We start from the raw sequence: 14,595 nt of genomic DNA on the forward strand, positions 1-14,595 counted from the left end.
AGGGAATCCCGTTCATGCCCGCCCACCCATGTCGGCAACGACGCCCAGCATTGCCGCCACCTCAGCCGGTGCCCAGGCCCTGGAGCGCCTGCAGACCTGGCCTGGTGAGCACCGCGTGGCGGTGGGTCTGTCCGGGGGAGTCGACAGCTCTCTCACCGCTGCCTTGATGGTGGAGGCAGGCTGGGAGGTTGAAGGGCTCACGCTCTGGCTGATGAGCGGCAAAGGCGCCTGTTGCGCCGAAGGACTGGTGGATGCGGCAGGAATCTGCGAGCAACTGGGCGTTCCCCATCACATCGTCGATTCGCGCGACAACTTCGCGCGCGAAATCGTGGAAGGTTTGATCGAGGGCTATCAGGCTGGAATCACGCCGCTGCCCTGTTCGCGCTGCAACCGGTCGGTCAAATTCGGCCCGATGCTCGACTGGGCAAGGCAGGAACGCGGACTCGAACGGGTTGCCACAGGCCATTACGCGCGCATACGCCTGGATGAATCCACAGGACGCTGGAAACTTTTAAGGGGTCTGGACACCCGCAAGGATCAGAGCTACTTCCTCTACGACCTCAATCAGGATGTGCTCTCCCGTGTGGTGTTCCCACTGGGCGAACTCACCAAACCCGACACCCGGCTGGAAGCGGGCCGCCATGGACTGCGGACTGCTGAGAAGCCGGAGAGTCAGGACCTCTGCCTTGCGGATCATCACGGCTCGATGCGTGCGTTCCTCGACGCCTATCTGCCACCGCGACAGGGGGAAATTGTGCTGCAAGACGGCACGATTGTGGGCAATCACGATGGCATCGAGCACTTCACGATTGGCCAGCGCAAGGGTCTGGGTGTGGCGTGGAAGGAACCTCTGCATGTCGTGCGCCTGGATGCGGCGATGAATCGTGTGGTGGTGGCACCCCGGGCCGAGGCAGGCCGCGCTTGCTGTGAGGTGGGTGCGATCAACTGGGTCTCGATCGCACCGCCGGCTCCAGGCTTCAGCCGCAGAGTGGAGGTGCAGGTTCGTTACCGCAGTGGCCCGGTGATGGCCGATCTCACCTGCATCGAAGCCACAGATGCCGACATCGCTGGACAACGTCCCCATCGCTGTCGACTCCGATTCGACGAGCCTCAGTTCTCGATCACCCCTGGCCAGGCGGCGGTGTTCTACGAAGGCGAGTCCGTGCTGGGAGGGGGCCTGATCCAGACCTCGTCTTAAGCAGAACAGCGACCGCGACCAAGAGAATCAGCCAGAGCGGCCACTCACGCCAGACCGCATAGGGCGTCATGCCCTGCAGTGGTTCCAGCCGAACCGGCAGCAGCCCCGCGACCATGGCGGGCAGTTCTGCCTCAACCAGTCCACTATCGGCAATCAGAGCCGTGGGGCCTGTGTTGGCAACCGAGACGAGTGGCCTGGCGGTCTCCAGGCTGCGCAGTTGTGCCAGTGCCAGGAACTGCCGCTGCAGGAGCAGCGGATAAGGATCGAGATTGGCTGCTGCCAGGATCCATTGCGCGCCATTCGCCACCGCCTCGGCCAGGGCGGTTCCATTGCTGATCTCGTAACAGATGGCCACCGCCGCGGGTGGACCGCCCCAGCGCCAGAGCCTCGAAGGCTCACCGGACTGCAGGCCTCCAACTGCCGACAAGCCAGCAAGACCAGGCAAGGAGGGAGTCCATTCCCCCAGCGGCACCAGCCGATGCTTGTCGACGCTGCTGGAAGGCCCTGTTGTCGGCGATGGCATCAGCAGGAGCGAGCTGCGCTGCTGGCCCGCCACGAAACGGAAGCCACCACTGATCAGGGGGATCCCACCGCCCTGTTCAAGCGCAAACTTCACAGGCAGCGTGCCTTCGGGAGCAAGCAGCAGTTGGGACCCGTCTCGTTCGGCGCTGTCCATGGCCTCACGCAATCGCCGAGGCAGCTCTGTCTGTCGATTAACGCTGAACTTCTCACGGGTGGGGATCGCTGTTTGCCAGAGGGCCATGGGCAACACTTCAGCGTCCTTTGTTCCCGGAGCAACTCCCGTGATGGCCACGGCTCCAAGACCATGGGCAACCACCAGGCCAAGAAGACCCCAGCGCAGAATCCGCCAGCGCTGCTCTCCTTCAACGCGAACCTCGCACCACAACTGCCAGAACCACCAGCCGAGCAGCAGCTGAACAGCGGCCAGCCCACCGGCACCGAACCAACCAGCCAGGCCTGCAAGCCAGCGATCAGCGGGAAGAACGCTGCCGCCAACTCCGATCCAAAAGAGCGGCCCCCTGGCGAGAAGCGTCTCGCTCAGGCCCCAGACCAGCGACAGAACCAAGGCCTGCAGCACTCCGCCTCGACCGGGCAGCCAGCGCGCCAGCAGACTCCATCCCGCCACAAGCAGTGCTGCCGACACAACGCAGGCCAACCAGACCAGCAAGGCAAGGGGAAGACTCAGGGGTGCCGGCACTCCAAGCCATGTCAACGGATGCAGGGCAATCAACCAGCGATGGCTGATGGCAATCGCCACAGCGGCCCAGAGCGCCGCTGCCAGAGGAGATCGGACGACCGACCACAGCAATGCCAGGGCAGGAACCATCCACCACGGGCCTGAAAAACACAGGCCGAGTCCTGCCAGAACGCCACCGCTCAATCCCCTGAGCAAGCGCAGGGATCGGTCATTGCCCATGGTCAGCACCATTGGATGCCGTCATCCTGAATTCAGACTGAACTGCGATTCTCGATGGAGACCGCCAACCCTCTTCAGCAGCTGCTGCTCCGTGGTCTCGGAACCACCACCCTGGTGGCTGACCGTCTCCGTTACGTGACCCAGGAATGGGTCAGCAGTGGACGCCTCGATGCAACCCATGCCTCCGCACTGGTGGATGACGTGCTGAGGGCTCTGCGCGGTGAAACACCCGAGCTGGAGCAGCAGATGGGGCGCAACCTTGAACGCAACCGCGACAACTTGCTTCAGGATCTCGGTCTCGCCAGCCAAAAGGAACTGGATGAACTGCGCGGTCGGATCGACCGACTCGAGCAACAACTGCGCCAACGCGATCGACAGGAGTGAGCCTGCCAGAATCGACAAGAACGAATGGTCCTCTCGTGCGCGACATTCTGATTAGTTCCGCCGTCTGCGTGGCCTGCCTGATCGTGGCTCTCGTGAGTCAGATCGTGGCTCCATCCACCGTGATCGCCGCAGCTCCGGCAGCGCAACCTGCCATCGTTCAGACCGCTGGTCTGAACACCGCATCCAGTCCGATGGAACTGGATCCCGATGAAACCAATCCCACCCTTTTCGCCATGGCCCCCGACTCCAACCAAGCCGATGCCTCGGCACTCGGAGGCCCCATGAGCGCCGAAAAAGCTCAGATTCTCGCCAGCGGACTGCGCATCACCGACATTGAGGTCGGCAGCGGCCCTGAAGCCGTGGCAGGTCAGACCGTAGTGGTGCACTACCGCGGAACGCTGGAAAACGGAAAGCAGTTCGATGCAAGCTATGACCGCGGCAAGCCCTTCACGTTCCCCCTGGGACGCGGCCAGGTGATCAAAGGTTGGGATGAAGGTGTCCAGGGCATGAAGGTCGGCGGCAAGCGCAAGCTGGTGATTCCACCTGAGCTCGGTTATGGCACTCGCGGAGCCGGCGGTGTCATTCCGCCGAACGCAACGCTGATTTTTGATGTCGAGCTGCTCGACATCAAGTCATGAGCGCCAGTTAGGCTGAGCGGACGGCAGTTGACCATCAACCCACATGTTCCGCTCGGCACTCTCAGCCATCTTTCGCGCACTACCTGCTGAAGCAGCACAAGCCCACTGCGATGGTCCTTGTGGGGTCTACGACCCTGCTTCAGCACGGGTTGCAGCGGAAGCTGTTCTCTCAATGACCAAGAAGATCAAGGCCATCGAAGCCCCTGCAGCTGGCGATGCAGCAGCTCTCGCCACCTACAACAACACTTTCTCGCGCTACGTGGCGATCAAGGAAGAGGAAGCAACCAAGGCCAAGAAAGAGCTGATGATCCTCTGGACGGATTACTTCAAGCCCGATCACCTGGCCACATTCCCCGACCTGCACGACACGTTCTGGAAAGCAGCCAAACTTTGCAGCGCCTGCAAGGTCAACATCGATCAGGGCAAGGCAGAGGAGCTGATGGCAGCCGTTGAAAAAATCCATGGCATGTTCTGGCAGTCCAAAGGTCGCAACGACGCCTGGGTGACCGCATCCTGAGCGCATCACCGTCTGGGTGAACCACTGTGAACACTCCACTTCCAGCAGCAGGTCTCAAGGACCTGCTGCTGTTTTTTTTAGGACGACGCAGGCTGTTCCAGGTGGAGGGAGACTCGATGCTCCCCGCTCTTCAACCCAAGCAACGGCTGCTGGTGAAGCTGCTCCCCAAGGGCAGCCGATCACCATCACCTGGGACAGTTGTGGTGTGCCATCACCCAAGCGACATCAATCTGGTGATCACAAAGCGCGTCTGGCAGTCGAAGGATGGTTGGCTGGAGCTCAGAGGCGACAACCCAGCAGCAAGCACAGACAGCCGCCAGTTTGGAAAGGTTTCCTTGGAGCGAGTGATCGGTGAAGTGACTGCTGTGATCCCACCGACAGGTCGGCCCGGCGACGGGACCTGACTCAACCGGAAATCAACGTGCGGAGACCCTGCTCAACATCCTGCTGACGCATCAAGGCTTCACCCACCAACACCGCTGCAGCACCTGCAGCCTGAACGCGATCGAGATCAGCTCGAGCGAACAGACCCGACTCACTCACCAGCAGTGTGCCCTGAGCCTGCAAGTCTGCGGCGAACGTGTCGGCCAGCTGCTGAGTGGTGGCGAGATCGGTCTCAAAACTGGTGAGATCCCTGTTGTTCACTCCGATCAAAGGAAAGCCACCGAGGGCCAGAACCCGTTGCAGTTCATCGCGATCATGCACTTCCACCAGCACCGTGAGTCCAATCGCAGCGGCCACTTTGCGCAGATAAGACAGATCCTGATCCGAAAGAATGCCGGCAATCAACAGTGCTGCATCAGCACCGGCGGCACGTGCCTGATAAAGCTGATGCGGGCTGAGGATGAAGTCTTTGCAGAGCAGTGGCACATCCACGGCTTCGCGCACGGCGACCAGCACATCAAAGCCACCCTGAAAAAAAGTCTTGTCCGTCAACACGGACAGGCAACTGGCACCACCGGCCACATAGGAACGCGCAATCGCAACGGGGTCGAAATCCTCTCGGATCACACCTTTACTGGGACTGGCCTTTTTGACCTCAGCGATCACAGCCGGCAGAACAGGTGCCGATCGCAACGCAGCCAGAAAATCCCTTGCCTTGGGTAGTTCAGCAACACGTGCTTTCAGCTGCGCCAGCGGCATGCGCTGACGCGCGACTTCAATTTCCTTGTCCTTCTCCCAGACGATCTTTTCGAGAATGTTGCGGGGCTCGCTCTCCTCATGCGGGATGGCATATTCAAGATGAGCCACCTGAACCTTGGGATTGGGTGGACGGCGACGAAACTCCATGGCGGCAATCGTGGGAGGTGATCAGGCAGCGGCGGTGAGAGAGGCGGCAGCCTGCTTGTAGGCCACTTCAACCACTTCGCTGAGGGTCGGATGAGTATGCACTTCGGTGGCCAGCTGACGAACACTCTGACGACGGGCCACCGCATTGGAGACCTCCTGAATCAGGTCAGCGGCATGAAGTCCATAGATGTGGGCACCGAGCACCTCACCGGTGAGCTTGTTGAAGAGCAATTTCATCAGGCCATCACTCTCCAGTTCAGCCAGAGCCTTGGAATTGGCCTTGAAATAGCTGCGCACCACTCCGAGTTCGAACCCCTGATCAGCAGACTGCTGCTTGGCATCGGCTTCGCTCAGCCCCACTGAGCTGATTTCGGGGTGCGTGAAGGTGGCTGCAGGGATACTGCGGTAGTCGATCTCACGGGTGTGACCGAGGATGTTGTCGACAGCCACCGTGCCCTGAGCAGCAGCGGTGTGGGCCAGCATCAGCTTGCCGGTCACATCTCCGACAGCCCAGAGGTGGGAAACGGGCTGACCGCCAGCCAGAACTCGCATGCCGTCGTCGATGGGCACAAATCCGCGGTTGGTTTCGACACCCAAGGCCTCAAGGTTGAGCCCTTTGCTGCTGGGCACCCGGCCCGTGGCCACCAGCACCGCATCGACCTCCAGGGTCTCAACGGGTTCACGGGTCTGCATGTCAACCAGTTCGATCAGGGCGGGGGAACCGGGCTTGATCGACTTGGCCAGCACGCCAGAACGGGCATCGATGTCACGACCGTCGATCAGCTTGCGCGCAGCCAGCTTGGCGATGTCTGGATCGAAGGTGGGCATCACCCGATCCAGAGCCTCGATCATGGTCACCTCACATCCGAGCGCGGTGTAAACATCGGCGAACTCCAGGCCGATGTATCCACTGCCGATAATCGCGATCCAGCGTGGAAGCCATTCCAGATTCACGGCCTCATCACTGGTGAACACACTGCGTCCATCCGTCTCGATACCAGGCGGAACAAAGGGATCAGAGCCAGTGGCGAGGATCACATCACGAGCCGAGAGAACCCTGTCGACACCGCTGATTTCACGAACTCCCACTCTCTGTGGAGCATCCAGGCGTCCCTGACCACGGATGATCGTGACACCAGCTCTCTCCAGCGTCTTGGTGAGGTTGCTGCGGATCGTGGCCACCAGTTCATTGGCGTGATCAGCGATCTTTTGGCGCTCAAAGCGAACGGGTGCCGCATGGATGCCAAAGCTGGAGAGATGCTTGGCATCGGCCAGCTCTCGCACCCGGCCGGAGGCTGCCAGCAGCGCTTTCGACGGAACACAGCCGCGATTGACGCAGGTCCCGCCCATGTCGCGAGACTCGATGATCGCCACCTTCAGACCGTGATCAGCGGCATGTTTGGCCGCATCGAAACCGCCATAACCGGCACCGATCACGATCACATCGAAGTCGAAACTGGCGTCGCTCACCCGGACAGCTGCATGGAGGCCGTCATTGTCGCCCGTCGGCGTTCCAAAAGGAGAGGAACAGCTGCTGAGGCGACATTGAGAGACTCAACCTGACCGCTGTGAGGAAGCGTGACTCCATGGCTGCAGCAGGCCTGCAGCGCTGGATGAAGACCTGCTGCCTCATTGCCGAGCACCAACACGGTGGGACGGCACCAGTCCAGCTGCCAGTAGGGAACCACCGGCATCCCAGCTCCTGAATCAGGCACCAGCGCCGCCACCACCTGAAGACCACGATCACGGGCTGCGCTGAGCTCGTCAGACAACTGCTCGACACCAAGCGCATCCGTGGGACCCAACCGTCTGAGCGGTAGCCGCAGCACTGCTCCAACCGCTGAGCGCACGACTTTCGGAGCCAGAGGGTCAGCGCCTGCAGCGAGCCAGACCTCCTCCACATCGGCAGCCAGGGATGTGCGCAGCAGAGTCCCGACGTTGCCGGGATCCTGCACACGATCAAGGGCCAATACAAACGATGGAGCTTCAGCAGACTTCGGCAGCTGGTCCACAGGCCAGAGACAGGCCACCCCATCGGGGTTGACCGTGGAGAGGGCCGCTCTGAGGGCTTCATCGGCCATCGGCTGCAGATCGATGCCAGGCGCCAAGCGATCGATCAGATCCGCATGAGAGTCCAACCAGGCCGGAGTCGCCATCACTTTGATCGGCATGGTCTGCCGACGCGGCAAAGACAGCAGCTCTTGCAGTTGATGCGTGCCTTCAAGCAGAAGGTGTCCGTCCTGCTGACGCCCTGAGGACGTCGCCAAAGAGCGAAGACGCCGAACAAGCGGATTGCGACGACTGGTGATCAGATCGACGCCGGATCCTGGATGCTGATTCACCTCAGAAGCTGGTGTGCTTCCGCACCTTCAGACCATCGTGAAGACTGAGTTCGCTGCCCTCGATATCGACGCCGTTCACCGAGGCAATCTCGCCCTTGATGCCCTCAGCAGAGAGGTTCTCCACCAGCTTCTTGATGACCTGGTCTTCAACTGCGGCCTGATCGACCTTGTCGGGGGTGAGGGCTTCAAGAAACTTTCCAACTTTTGACGCCACAACCTCTGATGAGTTGGAGATCTTCAGAACAATCATGGGCGGTGGTTGAAGCCTTCTCAAAACAAGATAGTTCGGATGGCGAAGGTTGAACTCTGGCCGCATTGCGGCTGTCGATGCAGCTGTCAATGCAGTGATCTGGGGCATCAACACAACGCCTAGCTGACTTCAGGCAACACCTGAGCTCACTCCGCCAAGAGGGGTCAACTGCAGGTGATCCCGTAAGTGCAGAGTCTCAACTCCAGAAGTCTCCTTGAAGCAGTGCGATCAAACCCCTTCGAGGCTGAATTCGCTTGCTCGAAGCCAATGCGAATCATGATTTAACGCGCCCAATTCAGCCCTCATGCATGCAATCCACTAAGCCACACTGAGATCAATCAAAAACAACCTTAATGATCAATCAGTGATACAAAAAATATTTTCAGAATTGAGGACGAACTCAAGACCTGACTGGAGTCTCATCGAGAGTTCGTTTCGATCGATGCGGATGGGGAGACTTGAACTCCCACGACATTGCTGCCACTAGTACCTGAAACTAGCGCGTCTACCAATTCCGCCACATCCGCTGGCGTGTGTCGCAAAGCAACCCGTGAAACATACGACATCGGCACTCGACTGTTGCGTCGAACGCCAAGACAGTTTGGGGGCCGGCCGTCTAGACGGTCTCAGGCATAGCCGCCAAGATAAGCACTCGGCAGGAAATAACAGGGATGACAGCCGCGGCGCCCGCGTCTCAAGACATTCTCAAGCCCCATCTTGAGATCCACGGCGGCAACAGACTGCATGGTGAGCTGCGTGTGAGCGGCGCCAAGAATTCCGCCTTGGTGCTGATGACAGCTGCCCTGCTGACGGATGAGACGTTGTCCCTCAGCAACGTGCCGCCTCTGACCGACATCGATGGGATGGAGAGCATCCTGGTTTCGATGGGGGTGAAGGTTCGGCGCAGCAGTGAAACCATTCACCTCCAGGCCTCCGACCTCACCAGCGCGGAACCTCCCTACGAACTCGTCAACGGGCTCAGAGCAAGCTTCTTCGCCATTGGTTCAATTCTCGCTCGCATGGGTCACGCCAAGGTTCCCCTGCCTGGTGGCTGTCGCATTGGTGCTCGACCTGTTGTGGAGCACATCCGCGGACTGAAAGCGCTTGGCGCGGTGGTGACTGTTGAACATGGCGTGGTCTCGGCCACGGTTCCGGGCGATCGCAAGCGCCTGAAAGCTGCCTCGATTGTTCTCGATTGCCCGAGCGTCGGCGCTACTGAAACGATTCTGATGGCTGCAAGCCTGGCGGAAGGCACCAGCGTGATTGAAAACGCAGCACAGGAGCCTGAGGTACAGGACCTCGCCAACCTGCTGAATGCCATGGGAGCTCGCATCAGCGGAGCGGGCGGTCCATCCATCACCGTTGAAGGTGTGGAGCGGCTGCACGGTTGCGACTACACCGTGATTCCCGACAGGATCGAAGCAGGCACCTTCCTGCTGGCTGCCGCAATTACGCGTTCAACGCTGCGCGTCGCCCCAGTGGTTCCTGATCACCTGAGCTCCGTGCTTCAGAAATTGCGCGACTGTGGTTGCCATCTGGAGGTCGATGGAGATGGCATCGTGATCACACCGGGCACCATCAAAGGGATTGACATCACCACCCAGCCTTTCCCCGGTTTCCCAACCGATCTGCAGGCACCGTTCATGGCCTTGCTGGCGACAGCCCAAGGCACCAGCGTGATCACCGAAAAGATCTACGAAAACCGTATGCAGCATGTGGCTGAGCTGCAGCGCATGGGTGCAGCCATCCGTGTTCAAGGCAATGCGGCTGTCGTCGAAGGTGTTCCCTCCCTCAGTGGAGCGCCTGTGAATGGGACTGATCTGCGCGCCTCAGCTGCCATGGTGCTGGCAGGCCTGGTCGCCCAGGGCAGAACACAGGTGAGCGGCCTGAACCACCTCGACCGGGGCTACGCCGGAATTGAAGCGAAACTCACGGCCAGCGGAGCGAAGTTGGAACGTCACTGTTCCTGAGACGCTGCTCTGAACTGCATCACCTAAAGTCGCAATGCGGGAGCGTGGCGGAATTGGTAGACGCAGCGCACTCAAAATGCGCCGCCTTCGGGTTTGTCGGTTCAAGTCCGACCGCTCCTATTGATCTTCAAGGTCTCCACAGGATTGAGCTGATCACTGCTGACGCGGCAGAACACTGCGAGACAATGAGCTGGTCATTGATGTCCTCCGGGCAACAGCCCTGAACGATCCATGGTGGAGCCAGCACCAGTGCCCCCTTCCGATGCGGTGATGGGCACCTACAACCGCTTTGCGCTCTCCCTCCAGCGCGGCAAGGGGTGTTGGGTCTGGGATGACAAAAGCCGTCGCCATCTTGATGCCGTTGCCGGTATCGCCACCTGCACGCTGGGGCACAGCAACAGAGCGATGCGCAAGGCTCTGACCGGGCAGCTGCGCAAGCTGCAGCACGTCTCCAATCTCTATCGAATTCCAGAGCAGGAAGCGCTGGCCAAGTGGCTGGTGAACAACAGCTGCGCAGACAGTGTGTTTTTCTGCAATTCAGGGGCTGAGGCCAACGAAGCGGCGATCAAACTGGCCCGGAAACATGGTCATCTGCGCCGGGGCATTGAACGGCCGGTGATCATCACTGCTGCGGCCAGCTTTCATGGGCGCACACTGGCCGCGGTCAGCGCCACCGGGCAACCCAGATACCACCAGGGGTTTGAACCCATGGTGGAAGGCTTCGAGTTCTTCCGTTACAACGATCTCGCGGATTTCGAACAGCTGCTCGAGCGCCTGGAACAGAACGGTCCGCGCGTGGCTGCGGTGCTGATCGAGCCTCTTCAGGGCGAAGGAGGCGTGAATCCCGGTGATCCCGAGGTGATGCAGGCAATCCGAGAGCACTGCGATCAACGCAACATGCTGCTGATCTTCGATGAAGTGCAGGTGGGGATGGGCCGAACCGGCACGCTTTGGGGTTATGAGCAGCTCGGTGTTCGTCCCGATGCCCTCACCCTGGCCAAAGGCCTGGGAGGCGGACACGCCGTCGGCGCGCTGATGGTGCGCCACAACGCCGATGTCTTTGAACCCGGCGACCACGCAAGCACCTTTGGCGGTAACCCTTTCGCTTGTCAGGCCTGTCTGACGGTCGCCAGCGAAATCGAAAAGCGCAATCTGCTCCGCAATGTGCGTGAGCGGGGCGACCAGCTGCGTACGGGCCTCAACAGGCTTGTGGACCATTTCCCTGATTATCTGGAGGGATCGCGTGGTTGGGGGCTGCTTCAGGGCCTGGTCCTCAAGCAGGATTGCGGAATCACTGCGATGGACGTGGTGAAAGCAGCCCTGGAAGAACAGTTGCTGGTGGTGCCCGCCGGTGCTCAGGTGGTGCGCATGGTGCCCGCTCTGGTGATCAATGCCCGAGAGATCCAGGCCCTACTCACACGCCTGGAACGCGCACTGAACCACGTGAGCTGAGTGACGCGGCCTAGCCATCCCCCTCATGAACTAAGTGATCTGCTGCCGCGCTTTGACGTGCGTGGCATGGACCTGTCGCTGGACAGGATGACGATCGCTCTGGAGCGGCTGCACCAACCAGCTCAGTCGATTCCTGCGGTTCAGGTCATCGGCACCAATGGCAAGGGGTCCATTGCCTGCCTTATCCACCATGGCCTGATGGCGGCCGGTTTGATCTCAGGCCTGACCACGTCGCCCCATCTGGTGAGTTGGTGTGAACGCATCCGAGTCAACGACCGGTTGATCTCGCTCACGACCTTGCGACAGACGCTCGAGCGGTTGCAACCACTGACGGAACAGTGCCGCCTCACTCCATTCGAGCAACTGATCTGCAGCGCGATGATCCACTTCGAAGCCCAGAGGCCCGACTGGCTGGTGCTGGAGGCAGGTCTGGGAGGCCGACTGGATGCCACCACAGCCCACAGTTGGCGGCCTCTGATCGCTGTGGCATCGATCGGCATGGATCATCGCGAGCATCTGGGTCCCAGCCTCCAGGCCATTGCTGCAGAAAAAGCTGCGGCTATCGGGGAGGGTGCGCATGTGATCAGTGCAGTCCAGGAACCCGAGGTGTCTGCGGTGCTCGAGCAACGAATCAACGAGGTGCAAGGCAGCCTGCAGTGGGTCGATGCACTGGATGAAAGCTGGACCCTGGGTCTTTCAGGGGCCGTGCAGAAACGCAATGGGGCCGTGGCTGCAGCCGCACTGCAGTGGATGAGTGCACGCAGTGAGGTGATCTCAGGCGGGGCCATCCGAGAAGGCTTCACAGCGGCACGCTGGCCCGGGCGCTTGCAGTGGATGCGCTGGAGGGGCTTGAGGCTGCGGGTGGACGGAGCCCACAATCCACCTGCCGCCATCGAGCTGGCACGAGAACGCTGCGGTTGGCCATCAGCTGGCAGCCGGCAGATCTGGATCCTGGCGATCCAGGCGCAGAAACAGGCACCGGAGATGCTTCAACAGCTGCTCGCCCCTCTGGATGAGGCCTGGATTGTGCCGGTGCCTGGGCATCGCTGCTGGAGCTTGGAACAACTGAAGTCAGCGCTGCCGCTGCAGGCCCATCAACTGAAGTCAGCAGAGACTGCCCTGGATGCACTCAACCAACTGATGGATCAGGGCTGGCCCGCATCCGCCCCGGTGATCGCCGGATCTCTCTATCTGATCGGCCAGTTGATGGAAAACGGCACATTGGAGGCAGAGTGAACGTCAAGCCACTCGCTGGAACCATGAGATCGCTGCTGAAGATGTTTGCTGCACTCACCCTGGTGATGACCTGGCTGACGCCGCTCACTGTTCTGGCCCTCGATACCTCCGCTGGGGTGGGCCTTCAAGACAGGGCGCTGTTTCAGGACCGGGTGGACTACACACTCACCAATCAGAGCGATGCTGACTTTCACGACCAGCAATTGACCAATACCTCCTTCGCCGGCGCCGTGGGACGCGGCGCTGATTTCAGCGGCGCCAATCTGCATGGGGCGATCTTCACGCAGGGAGCCTTTGCCGAAGCTGATTTTCATGGAGCCGATCTCAGCGATTCGCTGATGGACCGGGCCGATTTCACGCGTACGGATTTACGCGATGCCCTCCTGATCGGCGTGATCGCCGCTGGCAGCAGCTTTGCCGGAGCCGATGTGGAGGGTGCTGACTTCAGCGACGCCCTGCTGGATCGGGATGATCAGCGCCGGCTCTGCCAGGTCGCCGAAGGCATCAATCCCAGCACGGGTGTCTCAACTCGCGACAGCCTCAATTGCTGAAGCCCCCCAGTTTTCCTGGGTTGAGCAGACCGGCGGGGTCGTAACGGTGCTTGGTGGCCACCTGATCACCATCCACCACACCGAGGCCGCCACCCTCCACGGTGAGCACATGCGGGTTGAAGATCAGAGCACCGAGATCCCTGCATTGCTGCATTAACTGTTCGAGCGCTTCAACGCCTCGCCAGCGCACCAGAGGGAGGGCTGCAATCCGCTGAGCTCCCTGCTGCCGGACAGCCTCGAGATGCCAGAGCAGATCATCACCCCAGGTCTGCTTGAGGGTTTCCAGGCAGTGGATCTCCGGTTGGGGCAACAGCATCTGCAGGTAGGTCCAGTCAGGGTCCCGCTGACGCAGATGCAAGGTGGTGTGATTCCAGCTCAGCTCCCTCAGACCATTGCCTTGGCGGTTGGACTCCGCTCCCAGATGCGTCAGATCAGCACTCACAGCTGCCGACAGGCGCTGCACCGTGCTAACCGCATCAGGAGCCACCAGCAGCAACAGGCGATCACAACGGTGCTCAGGCAGATCCCACTTCGGCAGCAATTCGACAACGGCTGCCTCCAGAACGGTGCAGAGATGCAGGTCAATCGCTGCTGAACTGCAACGCCTTGCCAGTTCCACTGCCGTCGCCCAGTCCGGACAGTCCACCACCACTTCCTGCCAATCAACATGCAGTGCCGTGGCCAGCCGCAGGGCCGTGATGATGCCATTGGTTCCGTAGGCATGGTTCAACGCCTCGGCATCGCTGGCCTCGAGCTGCAAGACGCGCGGTTCCTGTTCCATGGTCACCACTTCCAGTCCGAGCAGGTGCCCCGGATCGCGAAGAAACCCCCAGCGCACGGAGCCGATTCCACCGGAACCACCGGCGATGAATCCACCGATCGTGGCGCTGCGCCAGGTGCTCGGCATCAGACGCAACTGCCGGCCAAAACCGGCCAGCTCCCTGTTGAGATCCTTCATCAGGCATCCGCACTCAACCTCGGCAACGCCGCTGGACTGATCAATGGAGCGCACGGACCTCAGCTGGGTCATCACCATCACCACCCCAGATTCCAGCGGCACGGACTGGCCGTAATTGCCCGTGCCTGATCCACGCAGGGTCAGAGGCACCGCATGACGCCGGCAGGCTGCCGCCACGCGAACAACCGCCTCCACGCTGTCCGGCCGCACCACCAGCTCTGCTCGGCAATCAGCCAACCGCTTCGACAGCACCGGCGAGTAGTCGTAGGCATCACGAGACAACCGTTCCAGTTCCTCAGGCTGCGTCAACAACCTGAGGCCAGGGACTGCTGCCAGCTCAGTTCGCAGGGCATCAGGAAGCATTGGTCGGT

At 60.7% G+C, this 14,595-nt stretch carries 15 protein-coding genes and 2 tRNA genes; 10 read left to right on the forward strand and 7 right to left on the reverse strand.

Annotated features, from left to right (window positions below):
* Positions 1-28: 28 nt before the first annotated feature.
* The gene (mnmA, locus tag AC6EI9_RS06660) at positions 29-1,198 is read left to right on the forward strand and encodes a tRNA 2-thiouridine(34) synthase MnmA (protein ID WP_498469706.1); all 1,170 of its coding nucleotides are present in this window, start codon (positions 29-31) and stop codon (positions 1,196-1,198) included.
* On the opposite strand, the gene AC6EI9_RS06665 is transcribed toward mnmA, so the two are convergent.
* Positions 1,122-2,636 carry an apolipoprotein N-acyltransferase gene (locus AC6EI9_RS06665; RefSeq protein ID WP_498469953.1) on the reverse strand — a complete coding sequence of 505 codons (1,515 nt, stop codon included), beginning with the start codon at positions 2,634-2,636 and terminating at the stop codon, positions 1,122-1,124. The two genes, mnmA and AC6EI9_RS06665, sit on opposite strands and share 77 nt — an antisense overlap.
* Before the next feature lie 54 nt (positions 2,637-2,690).
* Here AC6EI9_RS06665 and AC6EI9_RS06670 point away from each other — a divergent pair, with 54 nt between their 5' ends.
* Genes AC6EI9_RS06670 through sodX form a run of 4 tightly spaced genes read left to right on the forward strand, consistent with a single transcriptional unit; the run spans position 2,691 to position 4,579 of the window.
* The gene (locus AC6EI9_RS06670) at positions 2,691-3,020 is read left to right on the forward strand and encodes a phasin family protein (RefSeq protein ID WP_498469707.1); all 330 of its coding nucleotides are present in this window, start codon (positions 2,691-2,693) and stop codon (positions 3,018-3,020) included.
* 35 nt (positions 3,021-3,055) lie between these two features.
* On the forward strand, positions 3,056-3,658 hold the full coding sequence (locus tag AC6EI9_RS06675; protein WP_498469954.1) for an FKBP-type peptidyl-prolyl cis-trans isomerase: 603 nt from the start codon (positions 3,056-3,058) through the stop codon (positions 3,656-3,658).
* A 43-nt stretch (positions 3,659-3,701) separates the two neighbouring features.
* Positions 3,702-4,175: a superoxide dismutase, Ni gene (gene sodN, locus AC6EI9_RS06680; protein ID WP_498469708.1), complete on the forward strand. Its 474-nt coding sequence runs from the start codon at positions 3,702-3,704 to the stop codon at positions 4,173-4,175.
* 26 nt (positions 4,176-4,201) lie between these two features.
* The gene (gene sodX / locus AC6EI9_RS06685; RefSeq protein WP_498469709.1) at positions 4,202-4,579 is read left to right on the forward strand and encodes a nickel-type superoxide dismutase maturation protease; all 378 of its coding nucleotides are present in this window, start codon (positions 4,202-4,204) and stop codon (positions 4,577-4,579) included.
* 1 nt (position 4,580) lies between these two features.
* On the opposite strand, the gene trpC is transcribed toward sodX, so the two are convergent.
* The 5 genes from trpC to AC6EI9_RS06710 all read right to left on the reverse strand — a co-directional run bounded on the left by trpC (position 4,581) and on the right by AC6EI9_RS06710 (position 8,584).
* A complete protein-coding gene (trpC, locus tag AC6EI9_RS06690) occupies positions 4,581-5,465 on the reverse strand; it encodes an indole-3-glycerol phosphate synthase TrpC (RefSeq protein ID WP_498469710.1) in 885 nt (294 codons plus the stop codon).
* Between the two features lie 21 nt (positions 5,466-5,486).
* Complete coding sequence (gene lpdA, locus AC6EI9_RS06695; RefSeq protein WP_498469711.1) at positions 5,487-6,935, reverse strand: dihydrolipoyl dehydrogenase; 1,449 nt, start codon at positions 6,933-6,935, stop codon at positions 5,487-5,489.
* On the reverse strand, positions 6,932-7,807 hold the full coding sequence (locus tag AC6EI9_RS06700) for a TrmH family RNA methyltransferase (protein ID WP_498469712.1): 876 nt from the start codon (positions 7,805-7,807) through the stop codon (positions 6,932-6,934). Before AC6EI9_RS06700 ends, lpdA begins: the two co-directional genes overlap by 4 nt.
* Position 7,808: 1 nt before the next feature.
* Entirely contained in the window at positions 7,809-8,057 is a 249-nt protein-coding gene (locus tag AC6EI9_RS06705) for a DUF8653 family protein (protein WP_413403647.1), read from the reverse strand.
* 443 nt (positions 8,058-8,500) lie between these two features.
* A tRNA-Leu gene (locus AC6EI9_RS06710) sits at positions 8,501-8,584 on the reverse strand.
* A 144-nt stretch (positions 8,585-8,728) separates the two neighbouring features.
* Between AC6EI9_RS06710 and murA the strand changes: the two genes are divergently transcribed.
* From murA to AC6EI9_RS06735, 5 genes are all read left to right on the forward strand, one after another.
* Positions 8,729-10,027, forward strand: a complete 1,299-nt coding sequence (gene murA / locus AC6EI9_RS06715; protein ID WP_498469713.1) for a UDP-N-acetylglucosamine 1-carboxyvinyltransferase — start codon at positions 8,729-8,731, stop codon at positions 10,025-10,027.
* Between the two features lie 38 nt (positions 10,028-10,065).
* Positions 10,066-10,147 (forward strand) — tRNA-Leu (locus AC6EI9_RS06720).
* 111 nt (positions 10,148-10,258) lie between these two features.
* Positions 10,259-11,479: an aspartate aminotransferase family protein gene (locus tag AC6EI9_RS06725; protein ID WP_498469714.1), complete on the forward strand. Its 1,221-nt coding sequence runs from the start codon at positions 10,259-10,261 to the stop codon at positions 11,477-11,479.
* A gap of 66 nt (positions 11,480-11,545) precedes the next feature.
* The gene (locus AC6EI9_RS06730; RefSeq protein ID WP_498469715.1) at positions 11,546-12,715 is read left to right on the forward strand and encodes a bifunctional folylpolyglutamate synthase/dihydrofolate synthase; all 1,170 of its coding nucleotides are present in this window, start codon (positions 11,546-11,548) and stop codon (positions 12,713-12,715) included.
* A 41-nt stretch (positions 12,716-12,756) separates the two neighbouring features.
* Positions 12,757-13,266: a pentapeptide repeat-containing protein gene (locus AC6EI9_RS06735; RefSeq protein ID WP_498469955.1), complete on the forward strand. Its 510-nt coding sequence runs from the start codon at positions 12,757-12,759 to the stop codon at positions 13,264-13,266.
* Here AC6EI9_RS06735 and AC6EI9_RS06740 read toward each other — a convergent pair.
* Positions 13,256-14,587 (reverse strand): FAD-binding oxidoreductase, encoded by a 1,332-nt coding sequence (locus AC6EI9_RS06740; RefSeq protein WP_498469717.1) that lies wholly within the window; start codon positions 14,585-14,587, stop codon positions 13,256-13,258. The genes AC6EI9_RS06735 and AC6EI9_RS06740 overlap by 11 nt on opposite strands.
* Positions 14,588-14,595: the final 8 nt, after the last annotated feature.

It is taken from the genome of Synechococcus sp. MIT2312 (assembly GCF_059772315.1).

What these genes read in the sequence shown, in the direction of transcription:
- mnmA (WP_498469706.1), top strand. Translation starts at nt 29, where the DNA reads ATGTCGGCAACGACGCCCAGCATTGCCGCCACCTCAGCCGGTGCCCAG.
- AC6EI9_RS06665 (WP_498469953.1), bottom strand. Translation starts at nt 2,636, where the DNA reads ATGGGCAATGACCGATCCCTGCGCTTGCTCAGGGGATTGAGCGGTGGC.
- AC6EI9_RS06670 (WP_498469707.1), top strand. Translation starts at nt 2,691, where the DNA reads ATGGAGACCGCCAACCCTCTTCAGCAGCTGCTGCTCCGTGGTCTCGGA.
- sodN (WP_498469708.1), top strand. Translation starts at nt 3,702, where the DNA reads ATGTTCCGCTCGGCACTCTCAGCCATCTTTCGCGCACTACCTGCTGAA.
- trpC (WP_498469710.1), bottom strand. Translation starts at nt 5,465, where the DNA reads ATGGAGTTTCGTCGCCGTCCACCCAATCCCAAGGTTCAGGTGGCTCAT.
- AC6EI9_RS06705 (WP_413403647.1), bottom strand. Translation starts at nt 8,057, where the DNA reads ATGATTGTTCTGAAGATCTCCAACTCATCAGAGGTTGTGGCGTCAAAA.
- murA (WP_498469713.1), top strand. Translation starts at nt 8,729, where the DNA reads ATGACAGCCGCGGCGCCCGCGTCTCAAGACATTCTCAAGCCCCATCTT.
- AC6EI9_RS06725 (WP_498469714.1), top strand. Translation starts at nt 10,259, where the DNA reads ATGGTGGAGCCAGCACCAGTGCCCCCTTCCGATGCGGTGATGGGCACC.
- AC6EI9_RS06730 (WP_498469715.1), top strand. Translation starts at nt 11,546, where the DNA reads ATGGACCTGTCGCTGGACAGGATGACGATCGCTCTGGAGCGGCTGCAC.
- AC6EI9_RS06735 (WP_498469955.1), top strand. Translation starts at nt 12,757, where the DNA reads ATGTTTGCTGCACTCACCCTGGTGATGACCTGGCTGACGCCGCTCACT.
- AC6EI9_RS06740 (WP_498469717.1), bottom strand. Translation starts at nt 14,587, where the DNA reads ATGCTTCCTGATGCCCTGCGAACTGAGCTGGCAGCAGTCCCTGGCCTC.